The organism is Azospirillum terrae (assembly GCF_053470425.1).
The window spans coordinates 581,004-604,614 of record NZ_JBPXMR010000002.1 but is presented as its reverse complement, the minus strand read 5'-3'; the positions used below and the strand labels follow the sequence as shown (position 1 = coordinate 604,614).

The 23,611-nt window shown below is 68.3% G+C and carries 25 protein-coding genes; 7 read left to right on the top strand and 18 right to left on the bottom strand.

From position 1 onward, the window contains the following. Positions 1 to 5: 5 nt before the first annotated feature. The 12 genes from ACSVDD_RS09390 to ACSVDD_RS09335 form a co-directional block, all read right to left on the bottom strand. Positions 6 to 1,586 carry a methyl-accepting chemotaxis protein gene (locus ACSVDD_RS09390; RefSeq protein WP_448189063.1) on the bottom strand — a complete coding sequence of 527 codons (1,581 nt, stop codon included), beginning with the start codon at positions 1,584 to 1,586 and terminating at the stop codon, positions 6 to 8. 22 nt (positions 1,587 to 1,608) lie between these two features. Further along, on the bottom strand, positions 1,609 to 2,349 hold the full coding sequence (locus ACSVDD_RS09385) for a substrate-binding periplasmic protein (RefSeq protein WP_448189062.1): 741 nt from the start codon (positions 2,347 to 2,349) through the stop codon (positions 1,609 to 1,611). Positions 2,350 to 2,493: 144 nt separating this feature from the next. Further along, positions 2,494 to 2,640 (bottom strand): hypothetical protein, encoded by a 147-nt coding sequence (locus ACSVDD_RS09380; protein ID WP_448189061.1) that lies wholly within the window; start codon positions 2,638 to 2,640, stop codon positions 2,494 to 2,496. Next, positions 2,640 to 3,665: a GGDEF domain-containing protein gene (locus ACSVDD_RS09375; RefSeq protein WP_448189060.1), complete on the bottom strand. Its 1,026-nt coding sequence runs from the start codon at positions 3,663 to 3,665 to the stop codon at positions 2,640 to 2,642. Before ACSVDD_RS09375 ends, ACSVDD_RS09380 begins: the two co-directional genes overlap by 1 nt. A gap of 113 nt (positions 3,666 to 3,778) precedes the next feature. Then, positions 3,779 to 4,270, bottom strand: a complete 492-nt coding sequence (locus ACSVDD_RS09370; protein WP_448189059.1) for a pentapeptide repeat-containing protein — start codon at positions 4,268 to 4,270, stop codon at positions 3,779 to 3,781. A gap of 39 nt (positions 4,271 to 4,309) precedes the next feature. Next, a complete protein-coding gene (locus ACSVDD_RS09365; protein WP_448189058.1) occupies positions 4,310 to 4,792 on the bottom strand; it encodes a thioesterase family protein in 483 nt (160 codons plus the stop codon). Then, positions 4,789 to 5,187 (bottom strand): HEPN domain-containing protein, encoded by a 399-nt coding sequence (locus ACSVDD_RS09360; protein WP_448189057.1) that lies wholly within the window; start codon positions 5,185 to 5,187, stop codon positions 4,789 to 4,791. Before ACSVDD_RS09360 ends, ACSVDD_RS09365 begins: the two co-directional genes overlap by 4 nt. Then, the gene (locus ACSVDD_RS09355; protein WP_448189056.1) at positions 5,177 to 5,497 is read right to left on the bottom strand and encodes a nucleotidyltransferase domain-containing protein; all 321 of its coding nucleotides are present in this window, start codon (positions 5,495 to 5,497) and stop codon (positions 5,177 to 5,179) included. The genes ACSVDD_RS09360 and ACSVDD_RS09355 overlap by 11 nt, the downstream gene beginning before the upstream one ends. Positions 5,498 to 5,559: 62 nt before the next feature. Next, positions 5,560 to 9,051 (bottom strand): methionine synthase, encoded by a 3,492-nt coding sequence (gene metH / locus ACSVDD_RS09350; RefSeq protein WP_448189055.1) that lies wholly within the window; start codon positions 9,049 to 9,051, stop codon positions 5,560 to 5,562. Positions 9,052 to 9,084: 33 nt separating this feature from the next. Continuing rightward, positions 9,085 to 9,558: a DUF29 domain-containing protein gene (locus tag ACSVDD_RS09345; protein ID WP_448189054.1), complete on the bottom strand. Its 474-nt coding sequence runs from the start codon at positions 9,556 to 9,558 to the stop codon at positions 9,085 to 9,087. Between the two features lie 55 nt (positions 9,559 to 9,613). Beyond that, entirely contained in the window at positions 9,614 to 10,501 is an 888-nt protein-coding gene (gene metF, locus ACSVDD_RS09340; RefSeq protein ID WP_448189053.1) for a methylenetetrahydrofolate reductase [NAD(P)H], read from the bottom strand. After that, a complete protein-coding gene (locus tag ACSVDD_RS09335; RefSeq protein WP_448189052.1) occupies positions 10,498 to 11,481 on the bottom strand; it encodes an ArsR/SmtB family transcription factor in 984 nt (327 codons plus the stop codon). Before ACSVDD_RS09335 ends, metF begins: the two co-directional genes overlap by 4 nt. A gap of 380 nt (positions 11,482 to 11,861) precedes the next feature. Here ACSVDD_RS09335 and ACSVDD_RS09330 point away from each other — a divergent pair, with 380 nt between their 5' ends. The 3 genes from ACSVDD_RS09330 (at position 11,862) to ACSVDD_RS09320 (ending at position 14,693) form a co-directional block, all read left to right on the top strand. Continuing rightward, complete coding sequence (locus ACSVDD_RS09330) at positions 11,862 to 12,656, top strand: MlaA family lipoprotein (protein ID WP_448189051.1); 795 nt, start codon at positions 11,862 to 11,864, stop codon at positions 12,654 to 12,656. A gap of 48 nt (positions 12,657 to 12,704) precedes the next feature. Next, positions 12,705 to 13,322 carry an MlaC/ttg2D family ABC transporter substrate-binding protein gene (locus ACSVDD_RS09325; RefSeq protein WP_448189050.1) on the top strand — a complete coding sequence of 206 codons (618 nt, stop codon included), beginning with the start codon at positions 12,705 to 12,707 and terminating at the stop codon, positions 13,320 to 13,322. A gap of 135 nt (positions 13,323 to 13,457) precedes the next feature. After that, complete coding sequence (locus ACSVDD_RS09320; protein ID WP_448189049.1) at positions 13,458 to 14,693, top strand: TMEM43 family protein; 1,236 nt, start codon at positions 13,458 to 13,460, stop codon at positions 14,691 to 14,693. A 3-nt stretch (positions 14,694 to 14,696) separates the two neighbouring features. On the opposite strand, the gene ACSVDD_RS09315 is transcribed toward ACSVDD_RS09320, so the two are convergent. Both ACSVDD_RS09315 and ACSVDD_RS09310 read right to left on the bottom strand, forming a co-directional pair. Continuing rightward, a complete protein-coding gene (locus ACSVDD_RS09315) occupies positions 14,697 to 16,148 on the bottom strand; it encodes a sensor histidine kinase (protein WP_448189048.1) in 1,452 nt (483 codons plus the stop codon). Next, positions 16,129 to 16,776 carry a chemotaxis protein CheX gene (locus tag ACSVDD_RS09310; protein ID WP_448189047.1) on the bottom strand — a complete coding sequence of 216 codons (648 nt, stop codon included), beginning with the start codon at positions 16,774 to 16,776 and terminating at the stop codon, positions 16,129 to 16,131. Before ACSVDD_RS09310 ends, ACSVDD_RS09315 begins: the two co-directional genes overlap by 20 nt. A gap of 172 nt (positions 16,777 to 16,948) precedes the next feature. Here ACSVDD_RS09310 and ACSVDD_RS09305 point away from each other — a divergent pair, with 172 nt between their 5' ends. Next, positions 16,949 to 18,442 carry a pentapeptide repeat-containing protein gene (locus ACSVDD_RS09305; protein WP_448189046.1) on the top strand — a complete coding sequence of 498 codons (1,494 nt, stop codon included), beginning with the start codon at positions 16,949 to 16,951 and terminating at the stop codon, positions 18,440 to 18,442. Positions 18,443 to 18,628: 186 nt separating this feature from the next. Here the strand turns inward: ACSVDD_RS09305 and ACSVDD_RS09300 are convergent, their stop codons facing one another. Then, entirely contained in the window at positions 18,629 to 19,207 is a 579-nt protein-coding gene (locus tag ACSVDD_RS09300; protein WP_448189045.1) for an HPF/RaiA family ribosome-associated protein, read from the bottom strand. 26 nt (positions 19,208 to 19,233) lie between these two features. Next, on the bottom strand, positions 19,234 to 19,635 hold the full coding sequence (locus tag ACSVDD_RS09295) for a DUF2934 domain-containing protein (RefSeq protein ID WP_448189044.1): 402 nt from the start codon (positions 19,633 to 19,635) through the stop codon (positions 19,234 to 19,236). A gap of 218 nt (positions 19,636 to 19,853) precedes the next feature. Here ACSVDD_RS09295 and ACSVDD_RS09290 point away from each other — a divergent pair, with 218 nt between their 5' ends. The 3 genes from ACSVDD_RS09290 (at position 19,854) to ACSVDD_RS09280 (ending at position 22,817) form a co-directional block, all read left to right on the top strand. Continuing rightward, positions 19,854 to 20,057 carry a hypothetical protein gene (locus tag ACSVDD_RS09290; protein ID WP_448189043.1) on the top strand — a complete coding sequence of 68 codons (204 nt, stop codon included), beginning with the start codon at positions 19,854 to 19,856 and terminating at the stop codon, positions 20,055 to 20,057. 98 nt (positions 20,058 to 20,155) lie between these two features. Further along, on the top strand, positions 20,156 to 21,319 hold the full coding sequence (locus tag ACSVDD_RS09285) for a bacteriohemerythrin (RefSeq protein ID WP_448189042.1): 1,164 nt from the start codon (positions 20,156 to 20,158) through the stop codon (positions 21,317 to 21,319). A 103-nt stretch (positions 21,320 to 21,422) separates the two neighbouring features. Next, positions 21,423 to 22,817, top strand: coding sequence for a polysaccharide deacetylase family protein (locus tag ACSVDD_RS09280; protein WP_448189041.1), 1,395 nt, complete (start codon positions 21,423 to 21,425; stop codon positions 22,815 to 22,817). A gap of 9 nt (positions 22,818 to 22,826) precedes the next feature. Here ACSVDD_RS09280 and ACSVDD_RS09275 read toward each other — a convergent pair whose 3' ends face one another. Further along, positions 22,827 to 23,195 carry a hypothetical protein gene (locus ACSVDD_RS09275; protein ID WP_448189040.1) on the bottom strand — a complete coding sequence of 123 codons (369 nt, stop codon included), beginning with the start codon at positions 23,193 to 23,195 and terminating at the stop codon, positions 22,827 to 22,829. 83 nt (positions 23,196 to 23,278) lie between these two features. After that, a complete protein-coding gene (locus tag ACSVDD_RS09270; protein WP_448189039.1) occupies positions 23,279 to 23,611 on the bottom strand; it encodes a hypothetical protein in 333 nt (110 codons plus the stop codon).

Sequence of the window (23,611 nt, the reverse complement as noted above, 5' to 3'; positions counted from 1 at the left end):
AAAACCTACGCCGCCTTGATCGACACCAGGAAGCGCTGAACCTCGTCGCGCAGGGTCACGAAGCGCTGCTGGAGCATCTTCGCCACGTCCACCGACTGCCGCGCCGCGCCGGCCACCTCGGACGACGCACCCGACGCCACGCCGATGCTCTGCGTCACCGTCTCGGCCTCGTGCGCCACCGAACGCACCTGATTGGCGATCTCGCCCGTCGCACCTAATTGCTGCTCGACCGCCACGGCGATGTCGGAGGAGCGCTGGCTCAGCGTGCCGATGGTGTCGGTGATGGCGCCGATGGCGCTCACCGCGTCGTGCGTCACCGCCTGGATGGCGCCGATCTGGCTGGAGATGTCCTCGGTCGCCTTCGCCGTCTGGTTGGCGAGGTTCTTCACCTCCTGCGCCACCACCGCAAACCCCTTGCCCGCTTCACCCGCCCGCGCCGCCTCGATGGTGGCGTTGAGCGCCAGCAGGTTGGTCTGCCCGGCGATGTCCTGAATGAGGCTGGTGATCTCGCCGATCTTGGCGGCCGAGGTCGCCAGCGCCTCCACCGTCTCGCGGCTGGCGCGCGCCCGCTCGATGGCCTGGCCGGAGATGGTGACGGACTGGTTGACGCTCTCGGCGATGGCGCGGATCGAGCGGGTCAGATCCTCAGCGGCCGTGCTGGCGGCCCGCACGCTGCGGCTGGCGCCTTCGGCGGCGCCGGCCACGGTGGCGTTGCACTGGTCGGCGCGCAGCGCGCTGTCCAGCATGGTGCCGGCGCTGCCCTGCATCTGCGAGGCGGCGGCGGACGCCTCCTGCACCATGGACTGCATGCGGTTGTCGAAGGTACCGGCCAGTTCGGCCAGACGCTCGGCGCGCTTCACCTCCTCGGCCTGACGGGCGAGCTTCTCTGCCTCCAGGCGCTGGCGGTGCTCGGCGTTGCCGCGCAGCACGTCGATGGCGCGCGCCATGGCGCCCACCTCGTCACGGCGCTCCAGCGCCGGCACGATGATGCCGTAGTCGCCCTCGGCCAGTCGCCCGACGATGCCGGTGATCTGCGACAGCGGCCGGGTGATGGTCGAGACGACGAGGTACAGCACGGCCATGATCGCCAGGAACGCCGCGCTGCCGCCCAGCACCTCGACCACGGCGGCCTCGGCGATGCGGGCCTCGACGCGGTCGGTGCGCAGGCGCAGCACGTACTCGCCCAGGGCCTTCTGCTGCCCGGCCTGCCCGCCGAGGATCGGCGCCGCCACCTCGACATAGTCCTTGCCGGCGCGGACGTCGCCGTCCTCCGCCACCACCTTGCCCTTGTCGTCGCGGACGATGCCGGCGCGGTAGTCGGGGTCGCTCGACGGCGCCTTGGCGACCTGCTTCACCTGTTCAAGGTCGAGGTCGTAGAGCGGAATGCCGGCCGCCCGCGCCTGGAGCGACGCGATCATCCGCGCGCGCGCCTGGAGCGCCTCGTGCGCCTCGGTGGTGGCGCCGTGCACGCCCATCGCGATGGCGATGGCCTGATAGGCGAGGAACACCCCGCCGATCAGCACCACCGCCCGCATCCTCAGGCTGAGCCCGCCGAAAATGCCGCCACCCGTCCCGCCGTTCGTCATGATTCCGCTCCCCAACACCCGATCATTGCACCGTGCCGGCGGCCTTCAGCTTCGCGTAGCCGGCTTCGAGCTTCTGCAGAACCGCCTCGGCGTCCGGCGTCTTCTTGGAGACGACGAAGTACACGTCCAGGGAAGAGATCTGCGTCGCCTTCAGTTCGGCGAGCGTCTTGCCGGCCAGCGCCTGCTGCATGGGCAGGGAATATTGCAGCAGCACCGGCGCGCGGCCGGCCTGGAGTAGGTTCAACGCCTGTTCGGCGGTGCGCGCCTCGACCAGCATCACCTTGTTGGCGGGGTCCTCCAGCCACGGGCGCCAGCCGCCGTAGCTGTAGCCGGTCAGCACCACCGCCGCCTTGCCGGACAGATCCTCCTTCGTCTTCACCGCCGGCGCCTCGCCCAGGGCATAGGCGTTCAGCTCGATCTTGCCGATCGGTGCCGCGCTGGCCAGCGTCGCCCCTTCGAAGTCCTTGACGTTCTTGACGCCCATGAACAGGTGGAACTCGCCCTCCAGAATGCCGCTGAAGATGCGCCGCGCCGGGGCGGACTCGGCCTTGAAGGCGACGCCCTGGTCGGCGGCGACCTTTTCCAGCATCTCGATCAGGCTGCCCTTGGGCTTGCCGTCCTCGGTGTAGGTGTAGGTGTAGGGCGGGAACTCGACGTAGCCGACCTTGATCGGGTCGGCCTTGGCCACCCCCGCAACCATGACCGCGGCCGCGCCGGCTACCGCCAGCGCCTTCAGCACGCCCCGCAGCGTCGAAGCACCCATACGCATTCCCCCTGCGCTCGAATTCGCGTTGTTGCGCCGCGAACTATCTCATAACGCTCGCGCCGGGGGCAACCATACCTCTGGATTGTTGAACTGCTATGTCGAAATGCTAATACCTGATGTGGAATGCGACACGGACACAGCCTAAAGCTTGTTCTTCACCTTGGTCGCGGTGCGCTCGATGGCTTCGGCGCCGGCCTTGGCGTCCTGGCGCACGCCCTCCCACGTGTTGCAGCCGGCGAGCAGCGCCAGCAGGACCAGAGCCGCCGCCACGCGCACGGGCCGCCCCATCACGCCTCTCCGCACACCTTGTTCCGCCCGGTGCGCTTGGCGGTGTACAGCGCGGTGTCGGCGCGGCGGATCAGATCGGCCAGCGACTCGCCGGCACGGTACTGCGCCGCCCCCACCGACAGCGTCACCGTGCCGTAGGACGCGCCGCGCGACTTGTTGATGATCTGCCGCGAGCCGACGTTGCTGCGGATCTGCTCGCCGACCTTCAGCGCGTTGTCCAGGCCGGTGCGCGGCAGGATGATGGAGAATTCCTCGCCACCGTAGCGGGCCGCCGTGTCGCGGCCCTTGATGCACTCGGTCAGCACCCTGGCGACCAGGCGCAGCACGTGGTCGCCCACCAGATGGCCGTGCGTGTCGTTGAAGGTCTTGAAATGGTCGATGTCGACCATCAGCAGGGCCAGCGGCTGCCCCTCCTGCTCGGCCTCGCGAGCCGCCTCGTTCAGCGTGGTGTCGAACGCCTTGCGGTTGGCGATGCCCGTCAGGCCGTCCGTCATCGCCTCGCGGCGCGCCGTGTCCAGGTTGACGCGCATCTCCGCCAGTTGCTGGCTGGAATCGAGAAGCTGCGATTGCAGGCGGGTCTGCTGGTCGGCGATGGCCGTGGTCTCGGCGGCGATGGCGGCGACCATGGCGCGCAGGTCGCCCATCGACATGGGCTCGTCCAACTCCCCCTGGAAGCCGGCCAGCGCGTGCCCGTAACGGTTGGTGTCGGAGCCCGCCACGTTCAGCATCTCGAGGATCTTGCCGAGCGCCGAGCGCGCCTTCTCGCTGGTCTCGCGGATCGCCTGCGCCTCGGCGTCGAGGGTGAAGAAGCGCTTGAAGAGTTCGTCGCAATGCGACTGCGTCAGCGCGCCGCCCTCGCGCGTCGCCATGTCGACGGCGCGCGTCAGGTCGGGCAACTGGCCGCTGTAATAAGCGTACCAGAGCGAGAAATTCTCCGGGTTGGGCGGCAGCCGGTCGGCCAGCATGCGGTTCATGGCCCGCGCCGCCAGTTCGCCCGCCTTTTCGAAATCGTCGGTGTACGCCACGGCCCGCAACTCCCGCCCAAGACCAGAGTGCACGGTATCTTGCCGCTTCATGGCGCGGCAAGTGTCATTGTTGGTAAAGGCGAAAAGGACACGCCGTCTTCACCTGCCGATCTTTAATTGCACTGGCCGAGGGAGCTTTCGCCGCAGATCTTCTTGCCGTCGACCCAGATGGCGCCGGTAAGGTCGGCGTGACGGAAATCCGCCCCGCCCAGCTTGGCGCCGGTGAAGTCGGCGCGCTTCAGCGACGCCCCCACCAGCTTGGCGTTGCGCAGGTCGGCGTCGCGGAACGAGGCACCGTCCAGCTCGGCGCGGGTGAAGTCCGCCTCGATCAGCCGCGCGCCGTCGAGCTTGACCCCGGTCATCACGGCGCTGACGAACTTGGCGCGGTAGGCGTCGGCCCCGGTCAGCGTGGCGTTGGTGAGGGTGGCGCGCGCGAAGGTGGCGTCGCGCAGCTCGGCGCCGGACAGGCCCGCCCCGGCCAGCTCGCCGCCATCGAAGTAGCAGCGCCGCCATTGCACGTTGGGCTGCGCCGGGTCGGTGCAGGCGGCGTCCGCCGGGAGGGCGGCGGCAATCAGCACGAAGGTTGCGAAAATTGTCCGTTTCATCTCGCAACAGATAGGAGAGTCGCCCCGGAATACCAAACCTTATCGGCGCTGCCCCACCGCCCGGCCGGCCTGCGGCGGACGCGGCAAGGCGGCGTGCGCTTCCGCCATGGCCGCCAGCCGGGTGTGGATCGCATCCGGGAACGGCAAGGCGCGGCGGTCGGCAAGGTCCACGTGCAGCAGCATAAATTCTGCGGTGGCGGCCAGGAATCCCTCTTCCGCGTGGTGCATCTCGTGGAACAGATGCAGCCGCTTGGCGTCGGCGCCGAGGATGGTGGAGGCGAAGCGCAGATGATCGCCCTGCGTCACTTCGCGCGCGTAGGTCAGGTGCGCCTCGACCACGAACAGCGAACGGTTGGCGGACGCGGCGTAGGCCTCGCCGACGCCGAGATGGCCGAGCACCGCGTCGGTCGCGTGATCGAACGCCAGCAGGTAGTAGGCCACGTTCATGTGGCCGTTGTAGTCGATCCACTCCGGCCGGACGGTCTCGGTGTGGAGATGGAGGGGGGTGGGTGTGGTGGTCATGGGGCGAGGAACCGCTCAACCTCGGCCCGCACGGATTCGATCTCGGCGAGCCAGGAGGCGACTTCCGATGCGGTGGGTTCGTCGGACAAATCGTGGGATTCGCCCGGATAACGGTAAACAGCCGCGTAGGGCGTAAAGCGCGCCATAGGAACGAGCATGGCCCGGATGGAAACAGTTTCCGGGACCGATTGCGCCAGCCGGTCGATGTCGTGCGTCTTCGGAAAGTCGATGCCCTGCGAAACAAGCACGGTCTTGACGAGTTTCTCCGCCGCCTGCTGGCAATGATACACCGCCGGAAGCAGGACCGGAGGCTCGGCAGCCAAGCAGGCCCGAATGGCTTTCAGATCGTCATCGACGACCTTTAGCCAATCTGCTGGGCCAATCCTACGCGCCATAGACACGGACACCTTCTCGCACCGCTTTGTAACTGAGCGTTCCAACCTGATCCCGGTTGGCTTCAAAGAACGCGCGACTGCACGGAATGATATCCGCCGGGATACCGGTTCCGAGCTTAGTAGAGTAGGCGTAAACCGCGGAGCGGTGCTCTTTCGGCGCGTTGTCCGGCACCACGACCAGCAGATCGTAGTCGCTGTCCTCGTGGAAGTCGCCGCGGGCGCGGCTGCCGAACAGGTAGACGGCCTCCGGGTTCAAGGCCGGGACGATCCGGTCCAGCAGGATCTTCAGCTTTTCATCGACCACAGCCATGGGATGCCTCCGCCGTTACTATAACACAACGACGGCGGAGGTCGCCCATCACACGCCGCCCATCACACGCTGAAGTACTTCGCCCTGGGGTGGTGCACGACGATGGCGGACGTGCTCTGCTCCGGGTGGAGCTGGAACTCGTCGGACAGTTCGACGCCGATGCGCTCGGCGCCCAGCAGTTTCATCAGGTGCTTCTGGTCCTCCAGGTTCGGGCACGCCGGGTAGCCGAACGAATACCGCGAGCCGTGGTAGCCCTGCTGCAACAGCTTCTCCTTGTCGCGGGCGTCCTCGGCGCCGAAGCCCAACTCGGCGCGGATGCGGGCGTGCACGTACTCGGCCATCGCCTCGGCCATCTCCACCGAGATGCCGTGCAGGTACAGGTAATCCTGGTAGCGGTTCTCGGCGAACCACTGGTTCGCCACGTCGCTGGCCTTCTGGCCCATGGTCACCACCTGGAGGCCGATCACGTCGCGCTCGGGGTCGTTCACGTCGCGGAAGAAGTCGGCGATGCACTCACCATCCTCCTTGCCCTGGCGCGGCAGGGTGAAGCGGGCCACCTCGGCCTTGCCCGATTCATCGAACAGCACCACGTCGTTGCCTTCGGCCGCCGCCTTCCAGTAGCCGTAGGCGGCCTGCGGGTGCAGGATCTCCTCCTTGGCGCAGATCTGCAGCATGCGGTCGAGCACCGGGCGCAGATCCTTCTTCGCCCACGCCATGAACTCCTCGAAGGACTTGCCGTCCTTCCGGTAGCCCCACTGCAGCTGGTACAGCATGCGCTCGTTCAGGTACGTCACCAGCGTCTTCAGCGGCACGTACTCGATGACCTTGGCGCCCCAGAACGGCGGAGTGGGCACCGCAACGCCCTCGTTCAGGCGGTTGCGGCGGGCGCGCACGGCCTCTACGTCCACCGGGCCGGTGGCGGCGCTGGTGGCCTGCCCGAGCACGCGGCGGCGGTTGGTCGCCTTGCCGGCGCGCTTGGCCTGCTGGACGGCGAGGAAGTTGTCGAAGTCGCCGGTGACCACCTTGTCCATCAGCGTCAGCCCGTCGAAGGCATCCCCCGCGTACGCCACGCGACCGGAGCCGTAGGACTTGACGCAGTCGTCCTCGACATAGGCGCGGGTCAGCGCCGCACCGCCGAGCATCACCGGGATCTCCAGCCCTTCGCGGGTCATCTCCGCGAGGTTCTCGCGCATGACGACGGTGGACTTCACCAGCAGGCCGGACATGCCCACGGCATCCGCCTTGTGCTCTTTCGCCGCCTGGATGATGGCGCCGATAGGCTGCTTGATGCCGAGGTTGACGACCTTGTAGCCGTTGTTGGTGAGGATGATGTCCACAAGGTTCTTGCCGATGTCGTGCACGTCGCCCTTCACCGTGGCGAGCACCATCGTGCCCTTCTGCTGGCCCTCGATCTTCTCCATCAGGGGTTCCAGGTAGGCCACCGCCGCCTTCATCGTCTCGGCCGACTGGAGCACGAAGGGAAGCTGCATCTTGCCGCTGCCGAACAGTTCGCCCACCACCTTCATGCCGTCGAGCAGGAAGGTGTTGATGATCTCCAGCGGGGGGTACTTTTCCAGCGCCGCCTTGAGGTCGTCGTCCAGGCCGGTGCGGTCGCCGTCAATGATGCGCTGCTTCAGGCACTCCTCGACGGTTTCCGGGCGGGTCTTCTTCTTGGCGTCGGCCGCCTTGCGGCCCTCGAACAGCGCGATGAAGGCCTGGAGCGGGTCGTAACCCTCCGCCCGCCGGTCGAAGATCAGGTCTTCGGCGACCTTCACCTCCTGCTCGGCAATCTGGTGCAGCGGCATGATCTTGGAGACGTGCACGATGGCGCCGGTCATGCCGCGCTTGACGGCGTGGTCGAGGAACACCGAGTTCAGTACGTGCCGCGCCGCCGCGTTCAGGCCGAACGACACGTTCGACAGGCCGAGGATGATCTGGCAGCCGGGCATCTCCCTGGCGATCGCCTCGATGCCCTCCAGCGTCCAGATCGCCAGCTTGCGGTCGTCCTCGTTGCCGGTGGCGATGGTGAAGGTCAGCGGGTCGAACAGCAGATCGGCCGGGGCCAGCCCGTACTCGCCCACCGCCAGATCGTAGAGGCGCTTGGCGACGGCGAGCTTGCGCTCGGGCGTCTTCGCCATGCCTTCCTCGTCGATGGTCAGCGCGATCACCGCGGCGCCGAATTTTTTGGCGAGTTCCAGGCGTTTGCGGGCCGGCTCCTCGCCGTCCTCGAAGTTGATGGAGTTGATGATCGCCTTGCCGCCATAGAGCTGGAGCGCGGTGTCCAGCACCACCAGCTCGGTCGAATCGATGACCAGCGGGGCGGTGACCGAGCCGACGAAGCGCTGCACCACCTCGGTCATCTCGGCGACTTCGTTGCGGCCGACGAAGGCGGTGCAGACGTCGAGGGAGTGGCTGCCCTCCTTGACCTGCTCGCGCGCCATCTCGACGCAGCCGTCCCAGTCGTGGCGTTCCTGAAGCTCGCGCCACTTCTTGGAGCCGTTGGCGTTGCAGCGCTCGCCGATGGCGAAGAAGGCGTTCTCCTGGCGCAGCGTGACCTGGGAGTACAGCGACGCCACGGCCGGCACCCAGTGCACGGTGCGCCCCTTGGGCGACGGGCGGTGCTGGCCGGCCGGCGCCAGCTTGCGCAGCACGGCGTCGGCCGCGGCGATGTGCGGCACGTTGGTGCCGCAGCAGCCACCCACCAGATTGACGCCGTCCTCGGCGATGAAGCGCTCCAGCCAGTGGCCGAAATCGGCCGCCGCCAGCGGGTAGTGCGTCTTGCCGTCCACCAGTTCCGGCAGGCCGGCGTTGGGCTGCACGGAGATCAGGCCCGGCCAGTTCTGGGATAGCCAGCGCACGTGCTCGCCCATCTCCAGCGGCCCGGTGGCGCAGTTCAGGCCCATCAGCGGCACGTCGAGCGCCTGGATGATGGTCGCCGCCGCGGCGATGTCCGTGCCGACCAGCAGCGTGCCGGTGGTCTCGACGGTCACCTGCACGAAGACCGGCGTGTCGCTGCCGGCCTCGTTGCGGGCGCGCTTGACGCCGTTGACGGCGGCCTTGATCTGCAAGGGGTCCTGGCAGGTCTCGATGAGGATGGCGTCGGCGCCACCGGCGATCAGCCCGGCCGCCTGCACATGGAAGCTGTCCTCCAGGGCGGCGTAGGGCATGTGCCCGAGGCTCGGCAGCTTGGTGCCCGGCCCGATGGAGCCGAGGACGAAGCGCGGCCGGCCATCCTTGAACGTCTCCGCCGCTTCGCGCGCCAGTTCGACGGCGCGCTGGTTGATCTCGAACGCCTTGTCGCCGATCCCGAACTCGCCCAGCGTCACCGGCGAGGCGCCGAAGGTGTCGGTCTCCACCATGTCGGCGCCGGCTTCATAGTAGCCGCGGTGGATCTCGCGGACGATGTCGGGGCGCGACAGCGGCAGGATGTCGGTGCAGTTCTCGTGCCCCCAGAAGTCCTTCTCGACGTCAAGGTCGATGGCCTGGATGCGGCTGCCGAACCCGCCGTCGCACAGGAGAACGCGGTCACGCAGGGTGTCGAGGATGTGGGGCATGGGACTCTGTTCGTTTTCTTGGATGGGTCGGGGTCAGTCGAGAGCGTGCCGGTTCGCCGGCCACCAGTCATGGTCGAGGATCTGGTCAAGGGTGTAGGGGCATTCGGGCGGCAGCGCCTTCGCGGAGACGCCGTCGCACTCCAACCCGTTGGCTGCCAGACGCAGTGCGTTGCGGTGAATGCGGCCGAGATCGATGCGGCCGCGCAGGCTGGGGCTCGTCTCCAGTTCCTCCTCCGCGTCGATGCGGTGGTTGACGACGGAGCGCCGCCACCCCGCCCGCGGATCGGCAGCCGTGGAGTGTTCGAGCTTCAGCAAATGTTCGATGACACGCATGAGGGCGCTGCTCAGTGCCCTTGCGTCCGAGCGCCCCATACTCTCGATCTCCTCGGCCAGATTCTCGAAATCCAGGGGCATGTTGATCCGTGTCGTGGCCGCCTCGCGCAGAAGCCGCGCCTGTTCCTGGGTCCAGGCGTAATAGTCTTCGTCGTAAGCGAACTTACCGCTCATGGCCGGCCTCCGCGCATACGTTCCCATCACCCTAACATGGGCTCCGTCCGTCGTCTCACCCAGCCGCCGGAGCCGGGGCCGCCGCCTTGATGCCCAGCATCCGGCAGATGGCCACCGTCAGGTCGGCGCGGTTCAGCGTGTAGAAGTGGAAGTGCTCCACCCCGGCCGCCTGCAAGGCCTGGCACTGCTCGGCCGCCACCGTCGCCGCCACCAGCAGCCGGGTCTCCGGGTCGGCGTCCAGCCCTTCGAAGGTCGCAGCCATCTTCTCCGGAATCCTGGCGTTGCACTTGCCGGCGAACTCCACCGCGCGGGCGTAGTTGGTGATCGGCAGGATGCCCGGCACGATCGGCACGTGAATCCCCGCCGCCGCACAGCGGTCCAGGAAGCGGAAATACGCGTCGTTGTCGAAGAAGAACTGCGTGATAGCGCGGGTCGCCCCGGCGTCCACCTTGCGCTTGAGATTGTCCAGGTCGAACTGCGCGCTGGGCGCCTCCGGGTGGGTCTCCGGGTAGGCGGCCACGGAAATCTCGAAGCCGGCAACCCGCTTCATCCCCTCCACCAGATCGGCGGCGTAGGCGTAGCCGCCGGGGTACGGCGTATAGCGCCCCCCCACCCCGCCCTCGGTCTCCGGCGGGTCGCCGCGCAGAGCCACGAGGTGACGGATGCCGGCGTCCCAGTAGGTACGGGCGATGGCGTCGATCTCGTCCCGCGTGGCGCCGACGCAGGTGAAGTGCGCCGCCGCCGGGATGCCGGTTTCCTTCTGGATGCGGCACACCGTGTTGTGCGTGCGCTCGCGGGTCGAGCCGCCGGCCCCGTAGGTCACCGAGACGAAGGCGGGCGACAGCGGGGCAAGGCGCTGGATGGCCTGCCACAGGCTCTGTTCCATCTTCTCCGTCTTGGGCGGGAAGAACTCGAAGCTGACCGCCGGGGCTGAAGAATTCATGACAGGGCTCCAGAAATGGAGAGAGAGGGAATGTCGGCACCTGCCGCGCGCGCCGCGAGGCGGACGGCGGGCCAGATGGAAACGGTAAGCGGGTCGCCCGGCAGATGCACCACCGGCCCGCAATCGAGGCCGGCCTGCCGGCACCACGCCGCGACCTCGTCGTCGGCGAAGCCCAGGCGGCGGTGGGCGTGCTCGGCGCGCAGGACTTCCAGCCCGTGCGGCGCGAAATCGACGATCAGCAGCCGGCCGCCGGGGCGCAGAACGCGCGCCGCCTCGGCCAGCACGTCGGCCGGGTCCTCGGTGTAATGCAGCACCTGATGCACCACCGCGGTGTCGAAGGAGGCCGCCGGGAACGGCATCTGGTACATGTCCGCCTGCCGGACGTGGCAGTGGCGCAGGCCCGCCGCCTCCAGCTTGGAGCGGGCGACCGACAGCATCTCGCGCGACTGGTCGATGCCGACGGCGCGCGGGCTCTTCGGCCCCAGCACCTCCAGCATGCGCCCGGTGCCGGTGCCGATGTCCAGCAACTCGCCCACGCCGTCGTCGGGCAGCAGACGCAGCAGCGCCTCCTCCACCTCGCGCTCGGGCACGTGCAGCGAGCGGATCTCGTGCCAGCGCTGGGCGTTCTCGCGGAAATAGGTCGCCGCCGCCTCGGAGCGCGAACGCTTGATCGCCTCCAGCCGCTCCAGGTCGAGCGCCAGGGTCGGATCATCGTCCGGGATGGCGTCCACCAGCACCCGCGCCAGCGCCGCCGACGGCCCCTTCTCGGCCTGCCGGTAGAAGGCGAAGGTACCCTCGCGGAAGCGGTCGAGCAGACCGGCGTCGCACAGCAGCTTCAAATGGCGTGAGACGCGCGGCTGGCTCTGCCCTAGGATGTGCGTCAGTTCGCTGACCGTCAGCTCGCCGTGCGCGCACAGCGCCAGCAGACGCAGTCGTGTCGGCTCCGCCGCCGCCTTCAGTGTTGCCAGCAAATCGTCCATCGCCAGCCGCCAATCCACTTGCTGAGGCCGCGCCCCGCTCCTACGGATAGAGATATAAAGATATCTTTATGCAGCGTAAACCGAATTCCGCAACCTCGGCCCGCTCTCCCGCGGCAAAGGCCAACCCCACCGCCCAAGGCGTGTGCAGCGGGTGCGCGGACAGGGGCGCGATTACCACAGTTGCTCCCCATGCGATCCAAGGGGTTTGTCCCACACTGGTCAAATGGCAACGCCTGTGTTAGTGGACTGACTGGGCGGGTGCGGTCCGGTTTTCCGACCGGAGGCTTCCGCCGGAAATGAGAGCGCTTCCAAACTCGCCGCCCGGCGCGCACCGCATCGGGTGGCCGGCCTCCCCTGCAACAAGAAACGAATTGCCCTCCATGATCCCGGCCAGCCTTTCCCGCACGATCTTCCGCACGGCGCTCGCCGCCACCGTCGCCCTGGCGCTGGCCGGGTGCGCGTCCGGTACCAAGGTCGCGTCGAACGACGAGGTCTACGACCCCCTGGAGGTGCCGAATCGCTTCGTGTTCGCGCTGAACGACGCGGCCGACACGCTGGTCATCCGCCCGGCGGCGGAGGTGTATCACGGCGTGGTGCCCGACCCGGTGCGCGATGCCGTGCAGAACGTTCTGGACACCCTGCTGGCGCCGCTGGTGATCGGCAACTCGCTGCTGCAAGGTGACGTGAAGAACGCCAGCGACGCCACCGGCCGCTTCATGACCAACGCCATCCTCGGCTTGGGCGGCGTCCTCGACGTGGCCTCCACGGCCGGCATTCCGCCGTACCGCACCGAGGATTTCGGCCAGACGCTGGGCGTGTGGGGCGTGGGCGAAGGGCCGTATCTGGTGCTGCCGCTGATCGGCCGCTCGAACGCCCGCGACGCGGTGGGCTATGGCGTCGACACGGTGGCCGACCCGTTCCGGATCTGGACGTCGGCTAACGACGCCAAGAGCGCACTCTATGGCCGCTCCGCCACGGCGGCGATCGACACCCGCTCGCGTCTCCTGCGCGAGGTGGACGACCTGCGCCGCAACTCGCTGGACTTCTACGCGGCCGCGCGCAGCCTCTACCACCAGCAGCGCGCCGCCGCGATCAGCAACAGCACGACCACCGGCACCCCGGAATTCCCGGAGTTCCCGGAAGACGCTAGGCCGAACATCTCGCCGTTGCGCTGACCCCATTACAGTTGACAAAAGCCACACCACAGCCATCTTGACCTTGCCATGCTGACCCGCCGCCATTTCCTCACCGGTGCAGCCCTGCTCGCGTTCAGCAGTTGGGCCATACCCTCCGCCTTCGCTCAGTCGTCCGATACGGGCGCCAGCGCGTTCATTCAGAAGCTCGGCAACGAGGCGATCAGCAGCTTTGCCAACAAGAGCAAGCCGAAGCCGGAAGCCCTGGCCCGCTTCAAGGAGCTGTTGAACACCGGTTTCGACGTGCCGTACATCGGCCGCTGGGTGCTGGGCCGCTACTGGAATCAGGCCAGCCCGCAGCAGCAGCAGGAATACCAGCAGCTGTTCGAGCGGCTGATCGTCAAGACCTACGCCGACCGCTTCGTCGAATACTCCGGCGAGACGTTCAAGATCACCGGTTCGCGCCCCGAGGGCGACAACGACACCATGGTGACGACGCAGGTGATCCGCCCGAACGGCCCGCCGGTGGCGGTGGACTGGCGCGTGCGCAAGCGTGACGCCAGCTACAAGATCATCGACGTGGTGGTCGAGGGGGTGAGCATGGGCGTGACCCAGCGCCAGGAGTTCTCCTCGGTGATCCAGTCGAACGGCGGCCGCATCGAGGGCCTGATCCAGGCGCTGCGCCAGAAGACCTCGCAGCCGGGCTGATCCCCGGCCGTGACGAAACGGAAGAGGCCGCCCGCGGGCGGCCTTTTTTGTGTCTGCGGGATGCGCGAAAGGGGTATCGGATCAAAATTGCTCTGCTAGGCTGCCCGAATTCGCCCGAGCACGTGTGAGGCAGCCATGGCCGACGACGACGACACCTTCACGACCACCAGCGACGCTGGCTCTGACACCTCAGACACCTTCACCACGAGCAGCGACACGGACGCCGACAGCGTCACCGACGTGACGCACTCGAGTTGGCTCGGCCGCTTCGGCAATTCGATCGCGGGGGTGTTCATCGGCCTGCTCATGTTTGTCGGCAGCATCGTCCTGCTCTATTGGAACGAGGGGCGCGCGGTGGATGCGATCACCGCGCTGAACGCCGGAGCGAAGACGGTGGTGTCGGTGTTGGCCGAGTCCGTCCTGCCGGCCAACGAAGGGCGCCTCATCCACGTCGCCGGTCCCGTCACGGCGCCCGGATCGCTGACCGACACGGCCTTTCACGTCGGCGCGGCGGGGGTGCTGCGACTCGAACGCCGGGTCGAGATGTACCAGTGGCGCCAGACGGAGGAGAGCAAGACCGAGAAGTCTCTGGGCGGCGGCGAGACCAAGACGACCACCTATCACTACGCCAAGGAATGGTCCGAGAATCCCATCGATTCCGGGTCCTTCAAGAAGCAGGAGGGGCACGTCAACCCCGCCATGCCCTACCGCACCACCACCGTCGACGCGCGTGGGGCCAAGCTCGGCGCGTTCACGCTGGACCAGAGCCAGATCAAGAAAATCGACGCGTTCGAGCCTCTGCCGGCGGACTCCACCGCCGCCGTGCCCCAGGGGTTCCGATGGGTCGGCGATCAGCTCTACCGCGGCGCCTCGCCCGACCAACCGCGGATCGGCGACCTGCGGGTCGGCTTCCGGGTCGTGCCGGCGCAGACCATCAGCGTCGTCGCCGCGCAGACCGGTGGCACGCTGGCCGCTTTCCCGGGCGAGCGGGGGCACACCATCAACCTCGTCGAGGTCGGCACGCACAGCGCGGCGGCCATGTTCCAGGACGCCAAGTCGGACGAGAACATCCTGACCTGGGTGCTGCGCGCCGTGGGCTTCTTCGTGATGCTGTTCGGCCTGGTGCTGATGGCGAGCCCGATCGCGTGGCTGGCCAGCGTCGTGCCCTTCCTGGAATCGGTGGTGGACGTCGCCAGCTTCGGGCTGGCGCTGGTCGTCGCCGTTCCGCTGACGCTCGGCGTGATCGCGGTGGCGTGGCTGGCGCATCGTCCGCTGATCGGCGCCGGCTTGATCGTCGCCGGGATCGTGCTGGCGGTGGTGATCCGCCGCGTCCTGCCCGGGCGCCGCAAGCAGGCCGCGGCAGCGGCGTAAAACCTACAGGGCCACCACGCTTTCCGCGGCCGGGCCGTCCTCGCCGCTCAGCGGGAGGACGAGGCGGAAGCTGGCGCCCTGCTCTGTCGGCAGCACCTCCAGCGTGCCGCCGATCTGCCGGCTCAGCGTCGTAACGATGCGCATGCCCAGGCTCCGGGTGGCGTTCAGGCTGAAGTCCGCCGGTAGGCCGGGGCCGTTGTCCGAGACGGTGAACAGCAGCCGGGGCGCCGCGCGGCGCAACGACACCACCACCTCCAGGGGCCGGCCGGCGCCGTGCTTGATGGCGTTGGTGATCATCTCGTTGGCGATGAGGCCGAGCGGCACCGCGTGGTCGGTTGGCAACTCCACCACGTCCGCCTCGACCCGCAACTGGAAGCCGGACGAATCGCCGGACGCGCTGACCAGATCGTCGCACAGCGCCTGGAGGTAGGTGGACAGTTCCACCGTCTCGAACCGCTCGGTCTGGTAGAGGCGCGAGTGCACCTGGGCGATGGCGTGGATGCGGCCGATGGCGTCCTGCACTTGACGCCGCAGCTCCGGGTCCGCCAGGCCGCGCATCTGAAGCTGCATCAGGCTGGACACCAGATGCAGGCTGTTCTTGACGCGGTGGTTGACCTCGCGCAGCAGCAAACTCTTCTGCTCCACGGCGCGGTGCAGTTCCTGCTGCACGCGGCGGCGCTCGGTCACGTCGCGCAGGATGCCGGTGATCGAACCGCGGCCCTCCACCGTCCAGCGCGCCAGCGACAGCTCCAGATCCACCGTGCCGCCGCCCTTGCGCCGGCCGGCCGCCTCGTACGGGCCAGCCTCGCCCGCCGGGTCGGGCGGCGCCAGCCACAGCGCGGCGGCGTCACCGAGGATCAGGCCGATAGGCTGCCCCACCGCCTCGGCCGCGCCGTAGCCGAAGCCGTGCTCGGCGGCGCGGTTCAGCCATTGGATGGTGCCGGCGACGTCGGTGGTGACGATGGCGTCGCGCGCCGTGTCGACCACCGCGCGGTAACGCGCCTCGCGCCGCTCGCGCAGCAGCCGGTCGCGCTGGGCGGCGGGCGTCACGTCGGCGATCTGCACCAGACACAGCGGCCCCGGCGTGTCGGCATAGCCGCCGGCGTCCAGGCGGCGCACGGTGGTGCTGTGCACCATGGGCTGGCCATCCGCCCGCTTCAGCCCGAACAGGAAACGGTTCAGCGTGTGCGACAGCACCGCCGGGGCTCCGTTTTCCAGCGCGTCGGCGATTGCCGCGTCGATGCGCGACTCGCGCACCTCCGGGAACAGCTCCAGAAAGCCGCGCCCCAGCGCATCGGCGGCCGGGCGGCCGGTGGCGCGCTCCATCCAGCCGTTCCACAGACGCACGCGCCGCGCCGAATCCAGCACGACGACCCCGGCATCGAGCGCGCCCAGGATGCCGGACAGCACCTCAGGCGGCGCGAGGGCGGGCGGATTAGCCCGGTCGCTGGCCATGACCGGCCTCCGGTGCCATGCCGGCGATGAACCGGTGGATCAGTTCGCGCAGCGCCGTCAGCGACGGCAGATCCATCAGCAGCGCGATGTAGCCGCGGACGTTGCGGCTGCGGATCGAGAAGTCGATGTAGAGCAGCAGCACATGGTCGCTCGGCATGTCGTCGGCGCTGCGGCTGTAGAGGATGCTGCGCCCATCGCCGCGCAGCAGGCTGGGCAGCGAGATGTCGAGGGTCTCGCGCAGCGAGTTGGCGATGATCGACAGGCAGCCGTTGAGGATGATGTTGCCCATCTCGGTCAGCGCCTCCTGCTCCAGGTCGGCGATCTCCTCCAGGCTGTAGCCGTCGCCAACGGCGGCGCGCACCAGTTCCAGCGAGTTGACCTCGGGGAAGATCAGCAGCGCGCGGCCGGAAAAGCGGCCCTGGAAATTCTGCCCGACCGCAACGAACTGCACCGGCTCGTCGCGGGTGAGCGTGTGGACGGCGGTCTCGCGCTCGACAATGGAGACCGTCGGCACGGACAGGGTGACCTGATCGGACACCATCTTGCTGAGGAACGTGGCGGCCCGGCTGACCCCCATGTTGAGCAGCTCGGTCAGCGCGTCGCGCTCCAGCTCATCCAGTTCGATCATTCCAAGCACTCTTCGAGAACGCGCGGGCGAAACCGATGCCGCAACGCAACGGACGCTGGAACAGTGGCGCTTCACCCCCCGTGGTTCAAGGGCAGCGCGTGACGGCCAATGCGTGACGGACAGCGCGCGGGCGCGCATACTCAAGCCTGAGCTTCCCCATCCGCGTTTCCACATGCTCACCTGCGACACCGCCGACACCGAAGAGATCAAGGGCATACTGCTCGCTCACCAGAACTGGTTGCGGCGGCGCGGCGGGCGGCGGGCCGACCTGAGCTTCCGCGACCTCGCCGAAATGGACCTGCGCCGGGTGACGCTCACCGGGGCCAAGCTGGCCGGCGCCAATCTGGCCGGCGCCAGACTGATGACCGCCGACCTCAGCCAGACCGACCTGTTCGGCGCTGACCTGGAGCGCGCCGACCTCACCGGGGCCAACCTGTCCGGTGCCGACCTGCGCGGCGCCAACCTGCACCGCGCTGTGCTGACCGACGCCGTGATGCGCGGGGCCGACTGCCGGGCCGGCGAACTGATGGAAGAGGTCGGCGGACCCGCGGCGGCGGCCGTCCGGGCCGGCGGCCTCACGCGCCTGACCGAGGCGCAGATGGAGCGCTCGATCCTCACCGGGGCCAATTTCACCGGCTGCGACCTGTCGGGCGCCGACCTCAACGACGCCGACCTGACTGGGGCGGAGCTGTCCGCGGCGGTGCTGCTCGGCATCGACCTGACCGGCGCCACGCTGGACGGCGCCATCTTCGGCGGCACGGTGATCGACCGCGCCACGCTGGACCGCACCTTCATCCCCTTCGCGCTGCCGCCCGACGCCATCGTCGAGCCGCGCTGCACGCCGATGACCGCTGCGGCGTTCCTCGCCGCGCTGGCGGCGCACGAGGCGTGGGTCGAACGGCAGGGCCACGCCGGCACCCGCCTCGACCTCGATCTGGTGGCGCTGCCGCCGGGAATCGAACTGGCCGGGCGGGTGCTGGCGGCGGCGCGGCTGCGACGCTGCCGGTTGCCGGGCGCGCGGCTCGCCGGGGCGGATTTGCAGATGGTGGATTTGTCCTACAGCGAACTGGAAGGCGCCGACCTCGCCCGCGCCGATCTGCGCGGTGCCACGCTGCGCCGATGCGTGCTCAAGGGAGTGGTGCTGGCGCGCGCGGTGGCAAAGCCGCTGGTGCTGTCCGGCGGGCGCTCATGGCCGGCCAACTTCGACGGCGCCGACCTGTCGGGCGCCGATCTGCGCGATGCCGACCTGCACCAGGCCATCGTGCGCTCGGTGCGCCTGGACCGTGCACGGCTGGAGGGCTCGGGCCTGACGCCGGGCGACACGGCGCCGCCCCGCCCCGCCGAGCCCCACGAGCGGCGACGGCAGAAGCGCTACGTCCGCCCGGTGATCGTGGCGACCAGCGAACGCGGCGAGCACCGCACCCGCAACTGGTCGGTCGGCGGCCTGTGCCTCCAGGCACCCGACCTGCCGTGGCGGCACGGCAAGGTGGTGGATGTCCGTCTGGCGTTGGCCGGCCGCCCGGAGGTCACGGCCGAGACCCAGGTGGTGGTGGTGCACGTGAACCGGGCCAAGGAGCAGATCTCCGTGCGCTTCCAGAACTACCCGGACGAGCTGAAGGCGCTGCTGAAGGCCGCGTTCCTGGAGCACCAGAAGCTGGTGGAGTGAGTCCTTCAATGGGAACCACTGAATTCACACGGATTTCGCGGATTTGGACACAGATTACACGGATTTTTTAATCTTGCCGCAGCGCGCGCCTGCCCGTGGGCCACGGCGCTGCAAGCATCAAAAAATCCGTGAAATCCGTGCCTCAATCCGTGACATCCGTGAAGAATGGTGACCGATACTCCCCTCTCACGTCCGCGCCAGTTCGGTTTCCGATCCCGCCGCACGCCAGACCTTGGACGCGGTGGGGCCGGTGTCGCCCACCGTCTCCACGTACTTCACCGGGTCGCCCTGGTGCAGTTCCTCCAGCACCACGTTGATGCACGAGTTGCGGTGGAAATAGAGCTGCGTGCCGGTGTTGGTCCGCAGGAAGCCGTGGTCGCCGTTGATCTGCGTGATGTAGCCGGGCTCCTCGGCATCGTGCACCTTCACGGCGCCGCGCTGCTTCTGCTTGTACTCGATGAGTTGGCGCTCCGCCGCGTCGAAGGCGTCGCGCACCGAGGTGCGGGCGTCGGGGTTGACGTATTTCTCGTGCGCCTTGGCCGGCTTGCGGCTGACGACGATGTCCTGGCCAGGCACCATCAGTTCGATGTGGACGTCGAAGACATTGCCGGTGCGGTGCTGGCGGTGCTGCTTCTCCACAGCGACGCGCATGCCGACCAGACGGTCGTACATGCGCTCCAGCTTTTCCGAGCGTTCGCGGATGTAAGCCTCCAACGCTTCGGACGTGTCCATGTTGTGGAAGGCGATTTCCAGGTTCGTGTTCATGGCGGTCCCCCTCGTGAGGCGCGTTCTCAGCCGGCGACTTTGCTGCGTCCCTTCCGGCGCCCCGGCTCCCCTGTGACGGGCGCCGAGCCGGTGGCGCCGCGGTCGCGGGCACGGTCGGTGTCGGTTTCCGGCCAGGGCGCACGGTCGCCGCGCCCGGGGATCTGGAACTCCTCGCCCTGGTCGGTGATGCCCGGCATCTCTCCCTGGCTCGCCATGCTCAGCACCGGCTCGACCGGCTCGGTGCGTGCGGCGGTGTCGTCAGGCCCATGCGCGGGGTTGGGTTTCAGGGTTTCGCCATAGTTGTCCTCGATGGCGATCTCCTCCTTGGCAAGCGCCCAATGGTCGGCATGACGCCCCTCCGGGCGGCCTTCGCGCTCCCAGATCTGATGGGCGCGCCGGCGGATGCGGTCTTCCAGGTCATCGGCCATTCCGGGTGCTCTCCTCCTGGGCAATGGGCGGCAATGGGCGGCAGCGGGCGGGAAGTCTATGAAGGCTGCGGCTTCTTAACCGGGCAGCGCAGCCCTTGGTTCCGCACGGATTCCGTCCCCGGATTCCGCCATGGAGGTACCCGCTTGCCGGGCTCCCATGCCCGCCCAAGTTCCCTGAGACGCGCGCGCCGGTGGGCGCCGCCACAGAGGGGATCCGCATGGCGTGGCGGCAAAAACCGATCGCGGTCGGCGACCGCTTCATCCGCACCGGACAGCCGCACCGCGTGCTGGTCGTCGTCGCCTTCGACCAGCGCACCGGGTTGCCGCCGCACGCGCGTCTGCGCGTGGAGGGCGGCGGTACGGAGGAACTCATCATCGGATTGTCGGCATTGACCGACGCTTCCCTCTACCAACGCATCTGATCAAAAAACCTTAAGTTTCTAAGAGGCTTGAAAAACCACACCACGCAGCCGCACTATTTACCCACGTGAAATTGACCGATGTCCATGCGGAGAGGATGATGGGTTCGACTGAGTTTGGCGCGACGGGCCGGCGCTTCCGGATCGGCCGCCGCGCCCTCGGCGGCCCTCCCCCAGCCACCCGTAATCCCACCCGCAATCCCGCTGCGGACGACACGGTGCTGGCCGAGCTGCGTTTCCGGCGCGTGCACAAGGCCAGCGTGGTGGCACTCGCCACCCTGGCCGAGCACAAGGATTCCTACGCCTCGCAGCACATCCTGCGCGTCTCGCGGCTGACCGACGAGATCGCCCGCGCGCTCCAGCAGGCCGGTCCCTACCGCGACCGCATCGACGCCCGTTTCCGCGAGCTGATGCGCGTCGCCAGCATGCTGCACGACGTCGGCAAGGTGACGATCCCCGATGGCATCCTACAAAAGCCCGGCCGCCTCGCCCCCGAGGAACGGGCGCTGATGCAGAACCACAGCCACAACGGCCGTGTCATCCTGGAGCGCGCGGCGCGCCTGTCGGAGGTCGGCGGCTACCTCGCCATGGGGGCGGAGATCGCCGGCTTTCACCACGAGAAGTTCGACGGCAGCGGCTATCCCAGCGGTCTGAAGGGCGAGGCGATCCCGCTGTCGGCGCGCATCGTCGCGGTGGCCGACGTGTTCGACGCGCTGACACACCGCCGCTCCTACAAGGACGCATGGCCGCAGGCCGAAGCCATCGCCTATGTGCGTGACCGCGCCGGGATCGAGTTCGACCCGGTGGTTGTCGACGCGTTCTTGAAGGTCATGGAGATGCGTGCGGCCGTCACCATCATCACCTGGAACGACGGCATGAGCGTCGGCGTCGAAGACCTCGACAACGACCACCGTGTGCTGATCGAGCTGATCAACCAGCTGGCCGGGGCGGAGAGCCGGCAGGACCGCATCAATCTGGAAGCGGTGCTTGACGAGCTGGTCGACTACACGGTCTTCCACTTCGAGAAGGAAGAGCAATACATGGAGCGCGCCGGCTATCCGGCGCTGCCCGGCCACAAGCGCACGCACGCCGTCCTGACCGAGCAGGTGCTGGCGATCCGCCGCCGCGTGGTGGAGGGCGATCAGGCCGGCCTCGGCGACGAAGTGCTGGATTTCCTGAGCCGGTGGCTGCGGGAGCACATTTTGCAGGCGGACGCCCTCTACCGACCGTATCTTGCGTGCAACTCGGACGAGGAAAGCGACTGAGGGGCCGTTCGCCCCTACCTTGTCCTTTGAATTACTCTCAAAGGGGTGGTATCCGACGACTGGTCCTGCACAGAGTTGCGGGCCTTAGACGGGGTCCACTGCCTTGCCGCTCCTGCCTTCGTTTCAGACTGCCCGCACCGGCCGCCTTTCCTCGGCGCTGTTCGGCATAGCCGTTTCGCTGTACGCCGCCGTTCCGGCGTCCGCAGCGGCCCCGGCGCCGAAGGGTGGCCCCGTGCTCCAGCTCGGCCTCTTTCAGAAAGAGGGCGAGGCGTGGTGGGCGTGGCAGCAGATCCAGCGCCGTGGACCGGACATTGCGCGCAGCCTGACCCCCACCGTGGTGACGCTCGACTCCAAGCGCCAGGGCGGCGGCGTGGCGTTGCGCGCCTCCATGACGGCCGACGGCAACGCCGCCGTGCTGTGCCGCCGCATCGTCAGCGCCGGCTTCGGCTGCGTGCTGCTGGACAAGGACGCGGCGGCCTCGGCCGCGGCACCGGCCCCACCGGCGGCGGCCCCCGCCCCGCCGCCGCCCCGGCCCGCCACCGCGGGCACGCGGACCGAGGTGGTGGCGGCTCCCAAGCCGGCGCCGGCACAGACACAGACGGCGCAGACACAGGCTGCACCGGCACAGGTCGCTTCCGTGCCGGCCGCACCCGCGCCGGCCGTGCTTCCGGAGGCGGCCCAGGCGGCCCAGGCGTCGCAGAGCAACCCCATGGAAGGCATCGTCTTCTACAACGACGAATACGCTACGACGATGGTCGAGATCGAGAAGCGCGCCCGCCGGCGCGGCCGGCTCGGTTCCGTGGTGCCGGACACCGACATGGACATCATGCCGGCGGTGCTGACCAAGCGCGGCTGGAACCTCTGCGCGCTGACCTTCGACGACGGCCCGCACCGCACGGTGACCCGGCAGATCCTCGACATCCTGAACCAGGAGAAGATCCGCGCCACCTATTTCCCGGTCGGCAACGCGGCGTCCAAGCACGGCGACGTGATCCGCGACTTCGTCGCCGCCGGCCACGAGATCGGCAACCACAGCTTCACGCACAGCGATCTGCGCTCCATGCCTTCGGAAGCGCAGCGCTTCGAAATCGCCGAGACCAACCGCATCCTGCGCAGCTTCGGCGCCAACCCGGTGCTGTTCCGCCCGCCCTACGGCCGCTACACGCTGGAACTGCTGGCGAACACCCGTAAGGAGCACATGAGCCCGGTGCTGTGGAACGTCGATACCCGCGACTGGCAGGTGCGCGATCCTGACAAGATCGTCCAGCACGTGAAGACCGACGCCGGCACCGGCAGCGTCATCCTGCTGCACTCCACCTACCCGTCGACGGCCACCGCGCTGCCGCGCGTCATCGCAACGCTGCGCGCCAAGGGCTGTGAGTTCGTCACCCTGTCGGAGTGGATCGCCAGCATGCGCAATCTGGCGGCGCCGCAGTTGGTGAACGCCGCCGAACCCGTGATCAGCGCCCGCGCCACCATCGGCGCCGCGCCGCACTGATCAGGAAATTCACTTCCCGGCGGCTTTCTTGTTCTGACCGTACTTGCGGATGACCGCCTCCAGATCGGGGGCGATCATCATCCAGGCGCCGACGCATTTGCTGTTGTCGGCCTCGCTGATCATCACGTTGGTGGTAAAGCTGAAGCGGCCGTATTGGTCATCCACGGTCACGGTGACCCGCGCGTTCTGACCGGAAATCAGCGAGCCGTCGAAGCTCGACGTGGAGAAACCCTTGGTGGTGATGGCCGCCAGCGGGAAGCTCTTGCCGTCGAAGGCGATGCTGCTGCCGCTGGCCGCCTTGCGGGCACCGGCCGCTTTCGCTCCGGGCTTCTTCTTGCCGTCCTTGACAGAAGTCTTCAGAAAATCAAACAGGCCCATCGGTGCGCATCCCTTCGCGAACGGTGCGCGTCGAGTTTATGCGCAGGCATCCGGGCCGGCGCAACCGAAACCGTGAGTTGGGGTCATCGCCGGCCGGACACCAGCGCCGACCCGCCCGATCGGGCGTCCGGCGTCATGGTGGCGAGCCAAGCACGGCGCGCGCGCAAGGCAAACAGCACGGCGAAGGGCATCAGCGTCACCAGCACCGCCGCCACCCCCAGCAGCACCGCGACGGCGCCGGCCGGGTCGCCGGCATCAAGCCGCGAGGCGAGCTCGGCCAACAGGTGCAGGATCAGCGCGGCGAACACGGTGGCGGCCAGCGTCGGCGCCACATAGCCGAAACGGCGGGGACCGCCGCTCATGGCCGGATGCCGCGTGGAGCGCGGCTCGCAAGACGTCCCGAAGACATCCTGCAT

Coding starts and splice junctions, on each gene's coding strand:
- metF (WP_448189053.1), bottom strand. CDS start 10,501: ATGAATTCTTCAGCCCCGGCGGTCAGCTTCGAGTTCTTCCCGCCCAAG.
- ACSVDD_RS09270 (WP_448189039.1), bottom strand. CDS start 23,611: ATGCAGGATGTCTTCGGGACGTCTTGCGAGCCGCGCTCCACGCGGCAT.
- ACSVDD_RS09345 (WP_448189054.1), bottom strand. CDS start 9,558: ATGAGCGGTAAGTTCGCTTACGACGAAGACTATTACGCCTGGACCCAG.
- ACSVDD_RS09305 (WP_448189046.1), top strand. CDS start 16,949: ATGCTCACCTGCGACACCGCCGACACCGAAGAGATCAAGGGCATACTG.
- ACSVDD_RS09315 (WP_448189048.1), bottom strand. CDS start 16,148: ATGGCCAGCGACCGGGCTAATCCGCCCGCCCTCGCGCCGCCTGAGGTG.
- ACSVDD_RS09385 (WP_448189062.1), bottom strand. CDS start 2,349: ATGGGTGCTTCGACGCTGCGGGGCGTGCTGAAGGCGCTGGCGGTAGCC.
- ACSVDD_RS09390 (WP_448189063.1), bottom strand. CDS start 1,586: ATGACGAACGGCGGGACGGGTGGCGGCATTTTCGGCGGGCTCAGCCTG.
- ACSVDD_RS09325 (WP_448189050.1), top strand. CDS start 12,705: ATGCTGACCCGCCGCCATTTCCTCACCGGTGCAGCCCTGCTCGCGTTC.
- ACSVDD_RS09285 (WP_448189042.1), top strand. CDS start 20,156: ATGGGTTCGACTGAGTTTGGCGCGACGGGCCGGCGCTTCCGGATCGGC.
- ACSVDD_RS09365 (WP_448189058.1), bottom strand. CDS start 4,792: ATGACCACCACACCCACCCCCCTCCATCTCCACACCGAGACCGTCCGG.
- ACSVDD_RS09295 (WP_448189044.1), bottom strand. CDS start 19,635: ATGGCCGATGACCTGGAAGACCGCATCCGCCGGCGCGCCCATCAGATC.
- ACSVDD_RS09300 (WP_448189045.1), bottom strand. CDS start 19,207: ATGAACACGAACCTGGAAATCGCCTTCCACAACATGGACACGTCCGAA.
- ACSVDD_RS09380 (WP_448189061.1), bottom strand. CDS start 2,640: ATGGGGCGGCCCGTGCGCGTGGCGGCGGCTCTGGTCCTGCTGGCGCTG.
- ACSVDD_RS09275 (WP_448189040.1), bottom strand. CDS start 23,195: ATGGGCCTGTTTGATTTTCTGAAGACTTCTGTCAAGGACGGCAAGAAG.
- ACSVDD_RS09335 (WP_448189052.1), bottom strand. CDS start 11,481: ATGGACGATTTGCTGGCAACACTGAAGGCGGCGGCGGAGCCGACACGA.
- ACSVDD_RS09355 (WP_448189056.1), bottom strand. CDS start 5,497: ATGGCTGTGGTCGATGAAAAGCTGAAGATCCTGCTGGACCGGATCGTC.
- ACSVDD_RS09320 (WP_448189049.1), top strand. CDS start 13,458: ATGGCCGACGACGACGACACCTTCACGACCACCAGCGACGCTGGCTCT.
- ACSVDD_RS09360 (WP_448189057.1), bottom strand. CDS start 5,187: ATGGCGCGTAGGATTGGCCCAGCAGATTGGCTAAAGGTCGTCGATGAC.
- ACSVDD_RS09370 (WP_448189059.1), bottom strand. CDS start 4,270: ATGAAACGGACAATTTTCGCAACCTTCGTGCTGATTGCCGCCGCCCTC.
- ACSVDD_RS09310 (WP_448189047.1), bottom strand. CDS start 16,776: ATGATCGAACTGGATGAGCTGGAGCGCGACGCGCTGACCGAGCTGCTC.
- ACSVDD_RS09330 (WP_448189051.1), top strand. CDS start 11,862: ATGATCCCGGCCAGCCTTTCCCGCACGATCTTCCGCACGGCGCTCGCC.
- ACSVDD_RS09290 (WP_448189043.1), top strand. CDS start 19,854: ATGGCGTGGCGGCAAAAACCGATCGCGGTCGGCGACCGCTTCATCCGC.
- metH (WP_448189055.1), bottom strand. CDS start 9,051: ATGCCCCACATCCTCGACACCCTGCGTGACCGCGTTCTCCTGTGCGAC.